Source organism: Johnsonella ignava ATCC 51276, assembly GCF_000235445.1.
GTDB lineage: Bacteria > Bacillota > Clostridia > Lachnospirales > Lachnospiraceae > Johnsonella > Johnsonella ignava.
In genome coordinates, this window is the sequence record NZ_JH378838.1 from 1 (window position 1) to 14,919 (window position 14,919).

Below are 14,919 nucleotides of genomic sequence, written 5' to 3' on the forward strand. Positions count from 1 at the left end.
TTAAGCATTGCAAACGGTCTGTTGTATCGACAACTGTGGTATTTGTTATCATAGTTATCTGCATTGCTAGCAATAACAAATTGCTGAATAGCGAAGGAATCAAAATTCTTAAACTGCATTTTATCTGCATATTGGCAGAATTTATTAAGAGTTCTTCGATGGGTTTTAATTGTTCCGTCGGAATATCCCATCTCTTTAAGCCTTTTGCACAGTCCATCAATATATGACGGCAATTCAGCAATCAGTACTATTTTTTTTGACATAATACTACCTCCTCTAAAATTATTAGTGCATTGCACTATATTTAATTTTAAATTTAGTAAGAATATTATGTAAAGTTAGAAAGGAGATATTTAAGATATATGAATAATTTTAATACAAACTCTACATTTAGAACCACTCCGCATAAACTGATTTATGTAAAGCTTTACATAAACTAATTTCATTTATAAATCCTCCTTTTTTTGCATGAAAAAAGGCAACCGGAAGTTATCTGATTGCCTTTTGGTTTTAGTATTTAATTTTTATATTAGTGCCTATTTTAAGGCTTTTATTTGAGATATACAAGTTTTCAACTTTTGCACGATTTTTTTTGGTTGCTTCATATTCACACTAAGGTTTACTAAGCTTCACAAACTGGAAGTCGTATTGTAAGTATGTTTTTGATTGATAATATATGCTAAATATAAATTACTTCAAATCCTCTACTGACCTTCTCCCAATATATACAAAATCCATTAAATCATAAAATTCTTTATCCAGAGTTTTACTATAGTTTTTTATTTCTCTGTTATAATGTTCTATCGCCTCTTCAAAATTTTTATACATTTTTCCAGACTCATTGATTGATGTTTTTCTATCGCTGATTTTAGCATAAAGCAAGTCATATATATTTTCATACTGTTCAAAATCTAAACTCACACATACATGATACACCCCTGGAGCAATTTCAAAACTGTTAATTTTATTATATTTCTCTATTTCTTTTGCATTAGGATAAGGAATTGCCTTTATTATTTCTCTATTTTCTTCTAACCATTGGTAAGCCGTTTCCTTATCGAAAAGTTTAATGATAGATAAGCACAATTTATTGACAACCTGTATATTATTTCTATCCTTCTCAAATAAATAATTCCATGTTTTATATCTAATAACTGGGGGTAATAACGAAAACATACTTAACACCTGAGATTCTGAATATAAGCTTATCCTTATGTTTTGAAAATATCTAATAAACATTAGTGCATACAAATCTAATATAGCATCTTCAACACCTTCTACTTCTTCGTTTGAAAATTCCTCTGTATGCTGAGTATGAGTTCCATCTCTCCCAAGTGGATTTATATTATTTATTATCTTAATTATTTCTTCACTTAACTCACCTCCGAGATTATTCATAGCTCTCATCACAGCTTTGTTATCTGAGTTTTTTCTTATTTGTCCTAACATCAATTTTTGACTATTACCAATATCCAAAATTTTTCTAACCAATACTTCCGCATGTTTTCTGAGTCCAGCTAATTTCCCCATATTGGATATTTCTATATATTGGGTATCATTTAATAAATTACTAATTAAAACTGAATAATGACTATTGCTAAATGTATCCATAAACACTCTCCTTACTATAAATTCTAAATTTATCCATCTCTAAAAGCTCTTTTAATGAATAGATAAAAAATATAATGCTTCATCTCTGATTTTTTCATAATAATCTTTGTTTTCAGAAATATGTTTTAGTAAGCTTAAATAATACTCTTTATTATCCGCTCCATTTATTATACGATGCAGCATCCAAACAGTATGCACTGTAGGCATTCTTTTCAATGAAATAATAAGTTTTTCCTCATATCCTTTTTTATAAAATGTCTCAACAAAGTGTGCTATAGCTCCCGGACTTCCAAAAGAGGTAAGAGGATGTCTTTCCATCAGTTTTAGCAATGGTTCTATGGAGCCCGGTTCATTATGATTGCTTTCAATATTTTTCATACATTCAATCATAATTACTTCAAAATCATCACTATCTATATTATCTTCAATTTTTTTGATTATTAGCTCTAATTCATCCATATTGCTTCATCTCCGCAACTTTGCATTTATCATTTACATATATTTTTGTATTTCATCAAATATTAAAATCTTCTATATATTTTGAGATTTAATACAATTATTCAATATCCAACTGATATAGTTTCCTTTTTTTCTGCTTATGCAAGCTGTTACAAAAGTCATCGGTGCTTTATATACTTCTCCCCGATATGACGGATCTGTTAAAACAGGCATGCTGTAATAGGCATTTCTTTTATTCTTCAAATCAATAAACCACTTTCCACCTATATACCTGCGAAAAGTTTCTCCAACATAGATTGTCATATAGTCCAACAGTTTACTATCAGCAATCAGTTTTTTATGATCATCAAAATTAGTCAAAATCCAGCATTCCAACTCATCTAATGAGCGGCTGCTATAATCTAATGTCAGCTTTTGTTCTTCTGCAAATTCCTTTGTAAAGTAATTCATTTTAAAATCAATAAGAATAAGCCATTCCTGAAAATCATCTAATGTATACTTCATGTTTCTTTACCTCAGGTAAATTTCCTATTTTGATTTTTGGGATACTTGTATCAAATACAATCCCACATATTATTCCCACTAAATTTAACTACATCAAAACCATTACAAGTACGATTGCTCATTATTCAAAATATAAATACGGATGTGCTTCAATCTTTTCATGCCAGTCATCATCTTTGTTTACTATAGTCCGTATCTTTTTACAAGTATCTTTATCTCTTTTATATTCATAACTTACTGAAATTAAAACATGGCTGTCTTTCCTTCCCCAAACAAGTATCCCGTCTTCTACATCGCTGACATTCTTACCACACCTTCCCAAGTAGCATTTCCATTCTCTAAATGGCAGTATTTCATTTACAATTATTATCAGTTTTTCTATAGTATCAGGCAAATAAAATCTAGCTGGATTAGGGCAATTTACATCATCAGCAGGGCATACGCTCCTTCTGCCTAAGTATACCTTTACTTGTTTATTTTCCATATAATTATCTCCACTATTTTTATTTTAGAAATATATTTAATGATAAATTCTCCTTTTTTCCGATTTTATCCTGCATACTTCAATTTTTTATCCGTAAATATCATACTATATATAAACAAAAAAGGCACTATATTCTTTATCCTTTTTTACTCATCATCTTCATCCTCATAAGCATCTATTGCCATATCATCCACTTCTTCCTGTTCCTCTTCCTCCTTTGTTTCTTCCGGTTCTTCTACATTGTCCTCACTTTCATAATCATCCTCAAGCTCGTTGTAATCCTCATCATCCTCACTTTCTTCCTGCTTTTTCTTGTAAATCTTAAAATAATACCCTGCTCCGGCAACTGCCGTAACAAGCAATCCTAAAAATATATAAAGTCCTCCTCCTTTACTTTCTTCCTTCTTTTTAGGCTCCTCTTTTACCGGTTCCTCTTTTGTTGCTTCTGTTGGTAGCGGTACCTCTTCTATCTTTTTTACCTCCTCTTTAGTTTTTTCTTTTTCTTCAACCATATTCAGTAAATCATCTTCACTAACCTCTGTAAGCAACATTACATTCTGCCCTTCTTCATCATAATTAATAATTAGATGAAATGTCTTTCCGGACTTTGTTTTAAATGTAATGAACTGTCTGGCATCAGCAAAGTATTTATCACTTCCATCCCCGGTACTTTCTCTATGATGAATCGGATAATCCTGATTAGCATTATTTACATTTTCTATAAGATCCGCCTTAGCACTGCCTTCCGATGTAGGAATACCTTTATTTATACTATCACTTTGACCACTGCCTCCTTGATTATCACTTGGCGGCTCTTTTGCCTCAAGTTTATTCGGAAAGCGTACTTCCCTTTCTTCTTTATCTTTTTCTACGGCTGTTTCCCGAGTCTCCTCAGTTTCTATTTCACTTTCATTAACCTGTGCAAAAATATATGTAGGGTAAATATTACCTATAATAAACATCACAAGTAAGCAAATAACTCCTACCAATCTTTTCACCTTGTTCTTTTTAGATTTCATTTCTTTCATTCGTATCCTCCATGATTTTTTCTCTGTTTTCCTCTACTTCTTTAGAATTTTCCGGCTCTTTTATTTTCTTTTCATTTTGTCTTTCTCTTTTGTAAGCCCTCATCATTTCTAAAAACTCATCAAGTGAAATATCAATGCTTCTATATTCTTTTAGAACCTCAACCTGCTCCATTTCCTCCTGCTCTTCTTTAAGTATTTCCTGCCTCAGCCTAAGTTCTTCTATTTTTTCTTCTATCGCTTTTTGATTTTCGATGTTCTTTTGATATTTTTTATTCAACTTCTTCCTCCTGTTATTTAACTCTACCGAAACCATAGAAATGTTCTATCCAGTAAGGTGTATTGATACTTACAAAGCGAATAGGATTGCCTGCATGTATCATCATTCCGTCTCCTGCATAGATACCTACATGGGATATCGGACTCTTGCTGTTATAAGTGTTTTTAAAGAAGATAATATCTCCAGCCTTTGCTTCACTTGGAGATATAGGATTACAATAAGTTTTATAAATCCCCCAAGCAGTAGTTCTTGGCATATTTTTAACTCCTGAATGTGTGAAACTCCAGCATACAAATGACGAACAATCAAAGTTATTCGGTCCGTTTGCTCCAAATACATATTTTTTACCTATATGTTTCTCCGCTTCGTTAAACAGTGCCTTAACCGTTACATCATCAAAGGCAATTCCTGGATTTGAAAAGTCGGGATTGTTTATAATCTCCGATAGATCCCCGTTATCACTTCCAAAAACAAGCTCCATATTGCCTTTACTTGAAAGCAGTGCTTCATAGTGAGCTAAATTGTTGGGATAGGAATTAAATACTTCTCTGATGATATCGTCCATTTCTATTTTTTCTAAGCTTACAATGAGTTTTTTATATTCATAAGCTTCTTCATGGCTTTCTGTCTGCTCATTCCCCGCTTCATCAATATAGCTTGATGTAACGGTTTTATATCTGATTTCAATTTCTTCATCATAGGTCAATGTATACATTTGATTAAAAAGCTGTTGTATTTCTCCGGCTATTTCAGATACTTCCTTTACCACACCATAGCGGGAAGTGATGTATGAGAGCAGCTCATGTACATTATGACTTATTTTTTCTTTTCCGTTTATGATATATTCGTCATATCCCGGATGTGTTTCTTCTACGCTTTCCATTTCCTCTTGCAGTCCCTGTTCTAAAGAAGAAAATTCCTGATTGATATTCCTTAAGGTATCTTCTGAGGAAAGATAGGTTGTAGAAACGGTATCACTTATTGTTCCCGTTCCTATATTCATTACCATGCTTCCTGCCTGAACGAGCATAAAAAATGTTCCTACCACCAAAAGCATTAGGAACATTATCTTTTTACTTCTTTCTTTTATAAATTCTGCAAACCTTTTACTTCCCTTTGCTAAGGATTTTTTAAGCCCGTTCTTTATCCTTTCTTTGTATTTCTTTTGAAGTTGCTTTTTATACTGCCTCCTTTTAAAAAACTGTCTTAACCTTGAAGTGTTTTGATAATCACTACTTTTCTTAAAATCTTCCATATTTTTCTTAAAAAACAGCTTTTTTTCCTGTTTTTCAATATCTTTTTCAAGCCTTACTACCCTTTTTTGTCTTTTTAATACCCTACCTTTCCCATGATTGTGGGCTTTTCTTGCAAGGCTTTCTATGCTGTCTGTTGTCTTATGGGCGGCACTGACACCGGCATTATCCTCTTCTCCACTTTCAAGATATCTGTTTACCGCTCCTACCGCAACTATTGCACTCTTAGAAGATATGCTGTCTTTAACCTTATTTTTAAGTTTCTTTTCAAAACTTTGCTTTTTATGCTGAAGCTTTAAAATCTTCTCTTCCTGTTTTCTAAATTTATTATTGGCTTTTTTTGAATATTCTTTAGGTTTAGGCTTTGAATTATCCGGTCTTTCTCCTTTATTACCGTTTTTTTCTTTTACACCAGCATTTATGTTTAGAGGATTTTTCTTATTCTTAGTTCTTGTAAATTCTTCATCTTCAAAGTTACTTTTAAAATACTTCTTTGAACTATCTTTTAAGCTTAAATCTTCTTTGTCATGGTTTTCTTTTAAGATTTTCTTATATCGTTTCCTATTTGCTCTTACTTTATTTTGGGACTTATCCGTTGGTATGGTTGCAGCATTTTCTTTGTACCTTTGTTCCTTGGCTGATGCCTTTTGTAAAGCTTTATCATCCCTAAAGCCCATATCATACGGATTAGAAGCTATATTTTTATCCGTATCTTTAGATAAATCTTCATAGGTTTCTTTTTCTTTCTTATGAAATCTGCCTATCTGCTTTTGCCTGACTTTTTTATTCTTTTTTGGCTCAAGAAAAGATTTGCTCTGATTTATGTTTTCCTTTCTAAGTAAGCCATAAGGATCACTGCCCTTATTTAGATAATTATATTTATCCTCTCTGTCCGGATGATTTATAAATGTTTTCTTAGATGAAGATGTCTTTACTTCAGCCGGCATATTATCTTTAATAAGAGCATTCTGATTTTGAACATCTTCTTTTTTATAACCTGTTTGATTTTCAGATGGAAAAGGCTGTATCTCTTGATTTAACGGCTTTTCTCTGCTGTTTTTATACCTTATATTCTTTTTCTTTCTCAAGTTTTTTCACCTCACTTTCTGTCTTTCTTATGGACTATATATATTCTTCATTTATCTTAAATCCCACATACTAATTTATTACCTTTTATCCTTTCCCGTTTCACCGAGTTTTGTAGTAATCAATGAGTATAATCTTGTATTTTTAGGAAACTGATCTATAAAGGGGACAATGGTATTTCCATAGAATATTAAGCCTTCTCCCTCATTACTGTTTGTTACATAAGAAAGCTGGTGCTTTGAAATATTAAGTTTCTTAGCCAGTGTATCTCTGTCCGTTCCCGCCTGATTAAGCATTAAAATAAAGTCGGTATTATCAAAAATATTTTCAATCTCCGGACTTGCAAGAAGATCCTTGATATTTTGTGTTAAGCCTGTCGGCATACCTCCCCATTTTCTGAATCTTTTCCAAATCTCTATAGAATAGTTGGCTGTTTGCGGTTCTTTTAAAAGAAGGTGAAATTCATCAACAAAATATCTTGTTGCTTTTTTACTTGCCCTATTTATTGTTACTCTGTTCCAAACCTGATCTTGTATTATTAACATTCCTATTTTTTTAAGCTGTTTTCCAAGTTCTTTAATGTCATAGCAAACCACCCTGTTGTTTGTGTCTACATTCGTTCTGTGATTAAATACATTAAGGCTTCCCTTTACATAGATCTCCATCTCTACCGCAAGTTTCTTTCCTATTTTCTCCTCCTGTTTTCTAAGCAGATTATATAAATCTTCTAAAATTGGCATATTCTCCGGTATAGGATTTTCAAAATAGGCTTTATAAAGAATTGGCAAGCACCTGTCAATAACTGATATTTCTTCCGCACTAAGTTTTTTCTCTCCAACTACAAGCTCAAATAAAGACAGTATAAAATCCGATTTTAAAGACAGAGGATTATCTTCATCCGCATAGTCGGTGTTGATATCAAGGGGATTTATATAGTCTTTTGAAATCGGTGATATTTTAATAACCTGACCTTTTAGGGCATTAACAAGCGGAGAATATTCAGCTTCAGGATCTGCAATAATAATATCATCATCCGTAATCAAAAAGGCATTGGTAATCTCTCTCTTTGCCGCAAAAGATTTTCCGCTACCCGGTGTTCCAAGTATCAGCCCGTTCGGATTTTTAAGTTTCTTTCTGTCAGCCATGATAATATTTCGACTTAAAGCATTTAAACCGTAATACAAACTTTCACCCTTAATAAAGAGTTCCTCCGTTGTAAAGGGAATAAATACAGCCACCGAACTTGTAGTAAGTCCTCTTTCTATTTCCACTTCATTTATTCCAAGCGGAAGGCTTGCAATCAGTCCTTGTTCCTGCCTGTAGTTTAAGTTTTTAAGGTTACAGTTGTGCCTGTTTGCAATGGATTTTAATGTAAATACAGTATTGTCTAGTTTAACCTTGCTTTTATTGGTACTCATAATAAGGATCGTTACTAAAAACATCTTTTCATCATGATTTTGAAGCTCAGAAAGTAAGTTCTTTGCCTCCGCACCATAAGTTACAAGATCACTTGGCAGGATATCTATATCATATCCTGCTCTGATTGCTTTTTTATTTTCCTCAAGTTTCATCTTATCAAGATCGGTTATTTTTCTTTTTATGTTTTTAATCGCTTCCATTCTGTCAACAGCTTTGATATGAAAGGTAACAATAATATTTTCTTCCACCTCTAAAAATTCGGAAAGCATTTCATCCTTTATATCCGATGCTAAAATCTGTAGAAAGTTTACCTCTGCAAATACTTCTCCCATCTTAAAATATGTAGGCTTTGAAAAATTAAAGGAAGTCGGTACAATGTATTCCTTTGTTGTAAGTCCGCTGTATTTTAAATCTTCAAAGTTAAAAATAAACCTGTCATCAGGATTTAATATATCGTGAATGACTTTTAAGCGTTCTTCTCCGTCTAAAACATAGCCCTTTACACCCATCTGCCTAAAGTTATTTAATATATCCGCCTCTATTCTCTCTAACCTGCTTTTTGCCTGTTTTAAATCCTCGGCTTCTATGGTAAAGGTTAAATACATATTTTTTGACAGTCCGTTATTTCCCTTACTACTTTGATTTAACAGCATTTGCCTGTACTCATTTCTTATCTCATTAAAATCATCCTCGGTTTCTTTGATATTAATAAGCTCTTTTCTTTCTTCATTTTCACCTATGCTGTTAATATAGTTAAACTCCACTTCCACACTTGAATCAAAGAAGTTAAGAAAAGAAGAAAAGTCGGAAAATATCCCTTCCTGATCCTCTTCTTCCATAAGTCTGTAATTAATATCAAAAAAGCGAATGGTTTTATTGTACTTATCCTTTTCAACCTGACAGATCCCGTCCTTTAACATTCTTTTATAGGGAATTGTATCCTGCACCGTTTCCTTTTTCTTAGACTTTATCAGAAAGGGAAACCATCCCTTTTTTATGAATGATTTCCCGTCTTTTTTATTGCCTGTATTCTTCCTGCTTAACTTTCTTAACTCGGATAATTCCTTACTGTTTTTCCTAAGCTCCATTTCATCCCTTTGTATTCTTTGCTCTTGTTTTTTCTTCTTCTCCTTATTCAATTCTTCTCCTCCCGTTACTGCTTAATCTCATCTTGCTTATAGGCATAGGCGTTCTGCCTTTTATTTCATCTTTTTCCTTATTCGTATTATAAATACTCCTTGATTTATATACCCTTATCTTTTCAGCCTTATGAAACCTTACTATATATGCCAAATGCTTTTCAAATGGCAGATTATCTTTTTCATAAAGCGTTGCAAACAAAATCGGTAATACGACTATGCTCATCAGTATCATTGAAATATCCGTACTTAAAAAGTTTTTACATAACAAATAAACAGGAAAACCTAATAGTCCTGCTATGCTAAAGCCGATTAGCTGTCTTTTAGTAAGGTTAAGGGCTACCTTTGTTTTTACTTTGCTAAGATCCTTCGGTACTTTTACATATGCCATGCTCTTTCCTCCCTCTGCTCTTTGCTATTTGAAAGTGCTTCTATATGTTCCCAAAGTGAGATAATTTCCTCTTTTACCTTCTCTAATTCTTCTGCAAGTTCAAAATCAGCTTTACATAATATATTTTTATCATCCTTTATTTTTACAAAGTCAAAATCTTTATCTAAAGGTACTGATGTATCCTGCTTTTTCCTGCTTACGATCTTTCCAAGCAACAACCCTATAAAAAGCATTACTCCTGCTCCTAATATTATTCTCATTTTTTTATTTAATATTTTCATTGCCACCTCCCGGTACTTATATTTTTACTTAAACCCACTGCTTTGATCTTTTTGTCTTTTACTTTTGCTCATTTTGAACAAAAGTCATCTAATGACTGTTAAGAATAGCCTTTGCGATACTTCCCGACTTCATCATCATTACCCCCAGTATCATTCCGTATGCCAACACCTTTAAAATACTTACATGAATATCCGTAAAGTTTACGGTTTTTACAAGTACCGCATATATTCCGAAAAAGATTAAAATAAACAGTCCTTGAAGTCCAAGTGCAAACAAACTTTTTATATAATTTGTTCCGATACTTCCCCACTCCCTGTTTCCAAGTGTGGCAAATGGAATAGCGGCTACGGAACAGTAAATATAAATTTCAATCATTCTTCCGTATAAGATTACTGTAATTAAAACAGAAAGTATTGTTAAAGAGATTTTAACAAGTCCTGTCTCAAGTGAAATTCCGATGAGTGTTCCAACACTTTTTTCTTTTAGGGCATCAACCATAGCATCAAAATCTCCCGGTGCAATATTCGCACTGCTTCCCACAACCCCGGCTGCCTTTCCTACCATTTCCTGTGCAACATCAAAGACTGCCATGGAAAACTCAAAGGCATGGGATACAAGCCATACAGCTATCCACATCTTTATGATGTATTTGAAAAACTCAAAGGTATCCGTATCATGCATGGAGTTTTTTTGCATTACCACTTGAATTAATTCAATACAACATATTGCTGTAAGGATTATTACTGCTATGGGTAAAACAACATTTTCATTGATTGATTTTATAAAGGCAAATACCTCCGAGTTCCATGAACTCGGAGTTTTGCCAACCTCTCCGACAACTGTTCCCACTTTCTCATTAATATCCAAAAGCATTGCCGAGAGATTATCCTTAATTATATCAATCATGATATTCTTGAAAAACTCATCTATTTTTCCAAATAAATCCAACATCTTAATTAAGTACAGTAGCAAGTAGCGGAATTAATTTTAGCCCTATTAAAACTATTCCTCCCCCTGCCATAAGCTGCTTTATTCCCTGTGATTTCGCTCCGGGGTTGTCATTTCCATAGCCTTCAAGCAGGTTTATGACTCCCCATGCTCCAAGCCCTGCCCCTATTGCTGTTACCAAAATCTTTAATACATCTACCGCCTGTGTAAAAAATGCCATTATTCTTCCTCCTTATTTACTGTCTTATCTGCCTTGTTAAGATGTTTTACAATAAAGTTTCTATAACTTTTATCTTCCTTTTTGACCTCTTTAAAATATCCGAAAACATGGATAAAATCGCCTTTTTCAAAGTCCTTTGTAAGTTCGGCTTTTTCACTGTAAACATTACAATTTATATACTCCTTCTTTTTCTCTCCTACCTTTCCCATCTTTCTAAAGAGGGTAAAATTAGCAGCTTTAACTTCGCCGTCCTTACCCTTAATAACTTTTATCTCCACCTCATTAATCAGATTTCCGTTGATGTTAAGCATTTCTTTTTGCATATAATTTCTCCGTTTCCTATTTGATTTAATAAAAAAGACCATAGTCTTTTCAAGTTACCATGGACTTATTTATATTTTTTATGCTGACTTCTGCTCATTTTGAACTAAAGTCGGAGGGCTTCTTACCTTTGCTTTCACTTAACCATTTCTCCTTTTCTTCAACAAAAAAAGACTAAGATTTGATTTATCTTAATCCTTTACTTTGGCTGCTATATGCTTTATGAAATTCATTCTTAGCTTTTAGATGTTTGAGCTTTTGATTTAATATGCTTATTCTTATTTTTATCTGCCCTAACCTCTTCCCTGCTTTTTTAATTCTCATTTCTATATTTTCCCATTCATCCATTTCTTAATATTCCTTCCAAAATCTATCCGTTAATAACTTTTGCTCATTTTGAACTAAAGTTATCACGAGCTTACCTATCAACCTCCACTACTTTTACCCGCATTTCTTCTTTTAAGTTGACCTTATCTCTTCTTTTTAAATATTTTTCTATATCAAAGGTATTTTTCTTGTTGTAGTCTGAAAGCAGCTTATAATTTTTATGCTTTGTAATATCGAACTTATCTGAATAAAAAGGTCTTGCTCCCCTTATCTCCAGTATGCACTTCCCACCGTCCATCACTTTAAGTTCATCCCTGCTCATCAGTTCCTTTCCAAGCTTTTGATAGTTCAGTCCGAAAGATTTTTGATTTGACCTTGTTTCCGATGTGTTATACAGGTCTATGGTTTCTTTTCCTAAGTTCTCGGATAACTCCTTTATGGTTGTTCCTTCCTTTCCACCCAAAAACAACTCGCTATCACAATTACCCGAGATGGTGTCGGCATTGTCTTTATATATGGCTTTAAGCTGTGATTTTGCCTGAAGAATTATGCTTGCAGAAATTTCTCTGGAACGAATGGTTGCAATTAACTTCTCAAACTTTGGAATCTGACCGATGTTACTGAACTCATCCAATAAACACCTTACATGAACGGGAAGTCTGCCGCCATACACATCATCCGCCTTATCACAAAGTAAATTAAATAGCTGAGTATACATCATTGCCACTACAAAGTTAAATGTGTCATCGGTATCGGATATGATAATAAATAAGGCTGTTTTTTTATCTCCTATAGTATCTAAGCCCATCTCATCATACTCCATAAGGTTTTTAAGCTCCTCAATATCAAATGGAGCAAGCCTTGCACCACAAGAAATTAATATACTCTTCGCAGTTTTTCCTGTTGCTACTTGTCAAGGACTTTTTAATCAAAATCATCTTTTTTTTCATCCGATTTTCTCCTAAGCTCCCTCAACATTATTCTTGTCAACTTATCTTGCATTGTTTCTGTCGCATTTTCATTGAAGTGAACAACAACCTCATAGGTGGTCTTTCCAATCTTTCTCTTTGTACTAATGCCTTTTTTATCTCCAATTTTTAGTTCTTCCATAAATTCTCCTTTCCGTTCTTTAAATTTTCAACAACAAAAAAGGAAGTATAGGCTATTTGCTTTTACTTCCTCTTAGTAATTTATCATTAAATTTTTGTTTATATTAACCAAAATCTTATCAGCTATGCAACTGACTCCTTTATAAACTGATATTTTGAGTTATTTTGTATTGATTAAACTTTCCTTTCCACATCTTGAACAATATATGCACTCAGCATTTAGAAAAACATTATTATCTATCACATTTGAACTGAATGGTTACTCGCCAGTGTCTTTTAATTATTGCTCCTTTATTTCAAGTAAAGTGCCATTCCCAAACTCATCCTTTTTTTCATAATCTCGAATGGTAGAAACATCTATCTCTCCTTCTCCGCGTGGATTCGAGATTTGTCTAATCGTTCCTTTAAACTTTCCACTTGATAAAGATTCTCCGTTATACTGCATAACATCAATAAATTCTCTGACTAATTTTCCTTTATAATAAAAGCAATCTTTATTTTTATCATAGTTTAAACCAAAAGAACTATAAACAGAATATAACTTTTCCAATTCATCAGGAGTAAGAGCATTCCCTTGTTCATAAGCCTGTTCTCCAACCGTTAATACTTCACCTTCCGTACTACTTTGATTTTCAGAAGATAATGAATCGGAATAATTATCTATATTGCTCTGATTTTCGGAAGAAACTGACGAATACTTTGATAGAATTTCTTCATATTCACTTTGTTTCATATTTCCATCATTTACCTGTTTTTCACAAAAAGGTTTTACAACTTCAAGCATTTCATCTACTGTTTCGAAAGGTCCGAATTCTTTTTCTTCTCCATTTTGAAGTTTTATCGAAAGCGATAATGGACTCATGTTTTCATAAGATTGAGAATGAGTGCCATTCATCTGTTCTTGTTTCGCTAAAGTCCTACCATCTTCAGTTTGACCTGATGTAGCGAATGCCATAGTTACACCTACAACAAGAAGTCCTGCGAGTACCGACGAGAAAATCGTCATTTTTTTCATTTTCATAATTACACCTATCCTTTCTTCAATCGAATTTCTGCTAAAATTATTACAAAGAGGCATAAGCCCCGACTTTTGTATTTCCATATCTATCAGGATATGGGCATACGATTTTTTGTTTTTTTCTCCAAATAGCTTAACCACTGTTTCATCACATACTAACTCAATATCTCTATTAAGAAGTAAATACATAACCCAAACCATCGGATTGAACCAATGAATACTTAATGCGAGTATCATTAGCATTTTGGTTAAAATATCAAAATGTTTAATATGAACATACTCATGAGTCATAATATAATTCAAAACTTCTGTATTCTCAAAATCTAAGGTGCTCGGAAGTAGGATAACGGGTTTGAATATTCCATAACTTAGTGGAGAAAAAACTTGATCGGAACTCTGAATAAGGAGAGTTCTTTTCAAAGGGTGTTTTTCTTTCCACTCTTTGATAAATGTCGTTTCCAACGGCAGAGCATTTTTGAATTTCTTGATTCCTCTGTGATATGCAATTAGGAAATATAAAACGCATAACGAGAAACCTATCATCCATAAGACTGTCCACAATGAAATAGATACATTGTAAATTCCTTGAGCGTCCACATTGTTTGTAATGTTCTCACTAACCATATCTGAAGTAACAAAAAATCTTGGCAAGTCATTTATCGGCTCAGATACATATGATGTATTGTTTTGTGGTATTAGGGAGTAGACACTGAAAACAGATGGAATGGAAATCGGAATAAGCAGTCGAAATAAAGCAAGTCCCCATAAAAACATTAAAGTCTTTTTGGGTAATTTGTGTATGAGTATGGCACGCAGTACGGTAATGATGATGATTAAGATTGTGGCGGAGATACTCATTTGTAGCAGGGTCATTCTTCTCACCTCACTCTAAGTTTTTTATAAGATTTTTCAATTTTTCAATTTGCTTTTCTGAAAGCTGCTTATTTCCAATCAGTGCAGCAAACATTTTATCAATGGAACCATCAAACATTTTGTCAATAAACTCATTGGTTTCTGCTATCTGTACTTTTTCTTTCGGAATA

Annotated in this window: 18 protein-coding genes and 1 pseudogene; all 19 read right to left on the bottom strand. The window is 33.0% G+C overall.

The genetic code is table 11. From position 1 onward, the window contains the following. Positions 1-263, bottom strand: a 263-nt coding sequence (locus HMPREF9333_RS10125; protein ID WP_040882901.1) for a phage integrase SAM-like domain-containing protein, incomplete at its 3' end; no start/stop codon positions are given. 427 nt (positions 264-690) lie between these two features. Then, a complete protein-coding gene (locus HMPREF9333_RS10130) occupies positions 691-1,611 on the bottom strand; it encodes a hypothetical protein (RefSeq protein ID WP_040882903.1) in 921 nt (306 codons plus the stop codon). Positions 1,612-1,662: 51 nt separating this feature from the next. Beyond that, positions 1,663-2,070, bottom strand: coding sequence for a hypothetical protein (locus HMPREF9333_RS10135; protein WP_005541796.1), 408 nt, complete (start codon positions 2,068-2,070; stop codon positions 1,663-1,665). A gap of 72 nt (positions 2,071-2,142) precedes the next feature. Beyond that, positions 2,143-2,574, bottom strand: a complete 432-nt coding sequence (locus tag HMPREF9333_RS10140; protein WP_005541797.1) for a hypothetical protein — start codon at positions 2,572-2,574, stop codon at positions 2,143-2,145. 121 nt (positions 2,575-2,695) lie between these two features. Beyond that, on the bottom strand, positions 2,696-3,058 hold the full coding sequence (locus HMPREF9333_RS10145) for a hypothetical protein (protein WP_005541798.1): 363 nt from the start codon (positions 3,056-3,058) through the stop codon (positions 2,696-2,698). Positions 3,059-3,204: 146 nt separating this feature from the next. Beyond that, complete coding sequence (locus HMPREF9333_RS10150) at positions 3,205-4,086, bottom strand: CD1107 family mobile element protein (protein WP_005541799.1); 882 nt, start codon at positions 4,084-4,086, stop codon at positions 3,205-3,207. After that, positions 4,067-4,363, bottom strand: coding sequence for a hypothetical protein (locus HMPREF9333_RS10155; RefSeq protein WP_040882905.1), 297 nt, complete (start codon positions 4,361-4,363; stop codon positions 4,067-4,069). Before HMPREF9333_RS10155 ends, HMPREF9333_RS10150 begins: the two co-directional genes overlap by 20 nt. 13 nt (positions 4,364-4,376) lie before the next feature. After that, entirely contained in the window at positions 4,377-6,704 is a 2,328-nt protein-coding gene (locus tag HMPREF9333_RS10160) for a C40 family peptidase (protein WP_050798145.1), read from the bottom strand. 78 nt (positions 6,705-6,782) lie between these two features. Next, positions 6,783-9,209: a VirB4-like conjugal transfer ATPase, CD1110 family gene (locus HMPREF9333_RS10165; protein ID WP_005541802.1), complete on the bottom strand. Its 2,427-nt coding sequence runs from the start codon at positions 9,207-9,209 to the stop codon at positions 6,783-6,785. A 43-nt stretch (positions 9,210-9,252) separates the two neighbouring features. After that, the gene (locus HMPREF9333_RS10170; protein ID WP_005541804.1) at positions 9,253-9,651 is read right to left on the bottom strand and encodes a PrgI family protein; all 399 of its coding nucleotides are present in this window, start codon (positions 9,649-9,651) and stop codon (positions 9,253-9,255) included. Continuing rightward, positions 9,639-9,932 (bottom strand): hypothetical protein, encoded by a 294-nt coding sequence (locus tag HMPREF9333_RS10175; protein ID WP_005541806.1) that lies wholly within the window; start codon positions 9,930-9,932, stop codon positions 9,639-9,641. The genes HMPREF9333_RS10170 and HMPREF9333_RS10175 overlap by 13 nt, the downstream gene beginning before the upstream one ends. A gap of 88 nt (positions 9,933-10,020) precedes the next feature. Next, the gene (locus HMPREF9333_RS10180) at positions 10,021-10,884 is read right to left on the bottom strand and encodes a VirB6/TrbL-like conjugal transfer protein, CD1112 family (RefSeq protein ID WP_005541808.1); all 864 of its coding nucleotides are present in this window, start codon (positions 10,882-10,884) and stop codon (positions 10,021-10,023) included. 1 nt (position 10,885) lies between these two features. Next, on the bottom strand, positions 10,886-11,101 hold the full coding sequence (locus HMPREF9333_RS10185; RefSeq protein WP_005541812.1) for a Maff2 family mobile element protein: 216 nt from the start codon (positions 11,099-11,101) through the stop codon (positions 10,886-10,888). Then, the gene (locus HMPREF9333_RS10190; protein WP_005541814.1) at positions 11,101-11,424 is read right to left on the bottom strand and encodes a hypothetical protein; all 324 of its coding nucleotides are present in this window, start codon (positions 11,422-11,424) and stop codon (positions 11,101-11,103) included. Before HMPREF9333_RS10190 ends, HMPREF9333_RS10185 begins: the two co-directional genes overlap by 1 nt. Before the next feature lie 184 nt (positions 11,425-11,608). Further along, a complete protein-coding gene (locus HMPREF9333_RS13105; RefSeq protein WP_005541816.1) occupies positions 11,609-11,770 on the bottom strand; it encodes a hypothetical protein in 162 nt (53 codons plus the stop codon). A 70-nt stretch (positions 11,771-11,840) separates the two neighbouring features. Further along, positions 11,841-12,662 (bottom strand): annotated as a pseudogene (locus tag HMPREF9333_RS10195) (VirD4-like conjugal transfer protein, CD1115 family); the annotation flags it as partial. Between the two features lie 11 nt (positions 12,663-12,673). Continuing rightward, positions 12,674-12,859, bottom strand: coding sequence for a transposon-encoded TnpW family protein (locus HMPREF9333_RS10200; protein ID WP_005541820.1), 186 nt, complete (start codon positions 12,857-12,859; stop codon positions 12,674-12,676). 279 nt (positions 12,860-13,138) lie between these two features. After that, positions 13,139-14,749 (bottom strand): M56 family metallopeptidase, encoded by a 1,611-nt coding sequence (locus tag HMPREF9333_RS12355; protein WP_005541821.1) that lies wholly within the window; start codon positions 14,747-14,749, stop codon positions 13,139-13,141. 10 nt (positions 14,750-14,759) lie between these two features. Beyond that, complete coding sequence (locus tag HMPREF9333_RS13680) at positions 14,760-14,918, bottom strand: BlaI/MecI/CopY family transcriptional regulator (RefSeq protein ID WP_005541823.1); 159 nt, start codon at positions 14,916-14,918, stop codon at positions 14,760-14,762. Position 14,919: the final 1 nt, after the last annotated feature.

Bases quoted from the DNA above. Each gene is read 5' to 3' on its own strand.
- HMPREF9333_RS10130 (WP_040882903.1), bottom strand. From the start codon at position 1,611: ATGGATACATTTAGCAATAGTCATTATTCAGTTTTAATTAGTAATTTA.
- HMPREF9333_RS10135 (WP_005541796.1), bottom strand. From the start codon at position 2,070: ATGGATGAATTAGAGCTAATAATCAAAAAAATTGAAGATAATATAGAT.
- HMPREF9333_RS10140 (WP_005541797.1), bottom strand. From the start codon at position 2,574: ATGAAGTATACATTAGATGATTTTCAGGAATGGCTTATTCTTATTGAT.
- HMPREF9333_RS10145 (WP_005541798.1), bottom strand. From the start codon at position 3,058: ATGGAAAATAAACAAGTAAAGGTATACTTAGGCAGAAGGAGCGTATGC.
- HMPREF9333_RS10150 (WP_005541799.1), bottom strand. From the start codon at position 4,086: ATGAAAGAAATGAAATCTAAAAAGAACAAGGTGAAAAGATTGGTAGGA.
- HMPREF9333_RS10165 (WP_005541802.1), bottom strand. From the start codon at position 9,209: ATGGAGCTTAGGAAAAACAGTAAGGAATTATCCGAGTTAAGAAAGTTA.
- HMPREF9333_RS10170 (WP_005541804.1), bottom strand. From the start codon at position 9,651: ATGGCATATGTAAAAGTACCGAAGGATCTTAGCAAAGTAAAAACAAAG.
- HMPREF9333_RS10175 (WP_005541806.1), bottom strand. From the start codon at position 9,932: ATGAAAATATTAAATAAAAAAATGAGAATAATATTAGGAGCAGGAGTA.
- HMPREF9333_RS10180 (WP_005541808.1), bottom strand. From the start codon at position 10,884: ATGTTGGATTTATTTGGAAAAATAGATGAGTTTTTCAAGAATATCATG.
- HMPREF9333_RS10185 (WP_005541812.1), bottom strand. From the start codon at position 11,101: ATGGCATTTTTTACACAGGCGGTAGATGTATTAAAGATTTTGGTAACA.
- HMPREF9333_RS10190 (WP_005541814.1), bottom strand. From the start codon at position 11,424: ATGCAAAAAGAAATGCTTAACATCAACGGAAATCTGATTAATGAGGTG.
- HMPREF9333_RS13105 (WP_005541816.1), bottom strand. From the start codon at position 11,770: ATGGATGAATGGGAAAATATAGAAATGAGAATTAAAAAAGCAGGGAAG.
- HMPREF9333_RS10200 (WP_005541820.1), bottom strand. From the start codon at position 12,859: ATGGAAGAACTAAAAATTGGAGATAAAAAAGGCATTAGTACAAAGAGA.
- HMPREF9333_RS12355 (WP_005541821.1), bottom strand. From the start codon at position 14,749: ATGACCCTGCTACAAATGAGTATCTCCGCCACAATCTTAATCATCATC.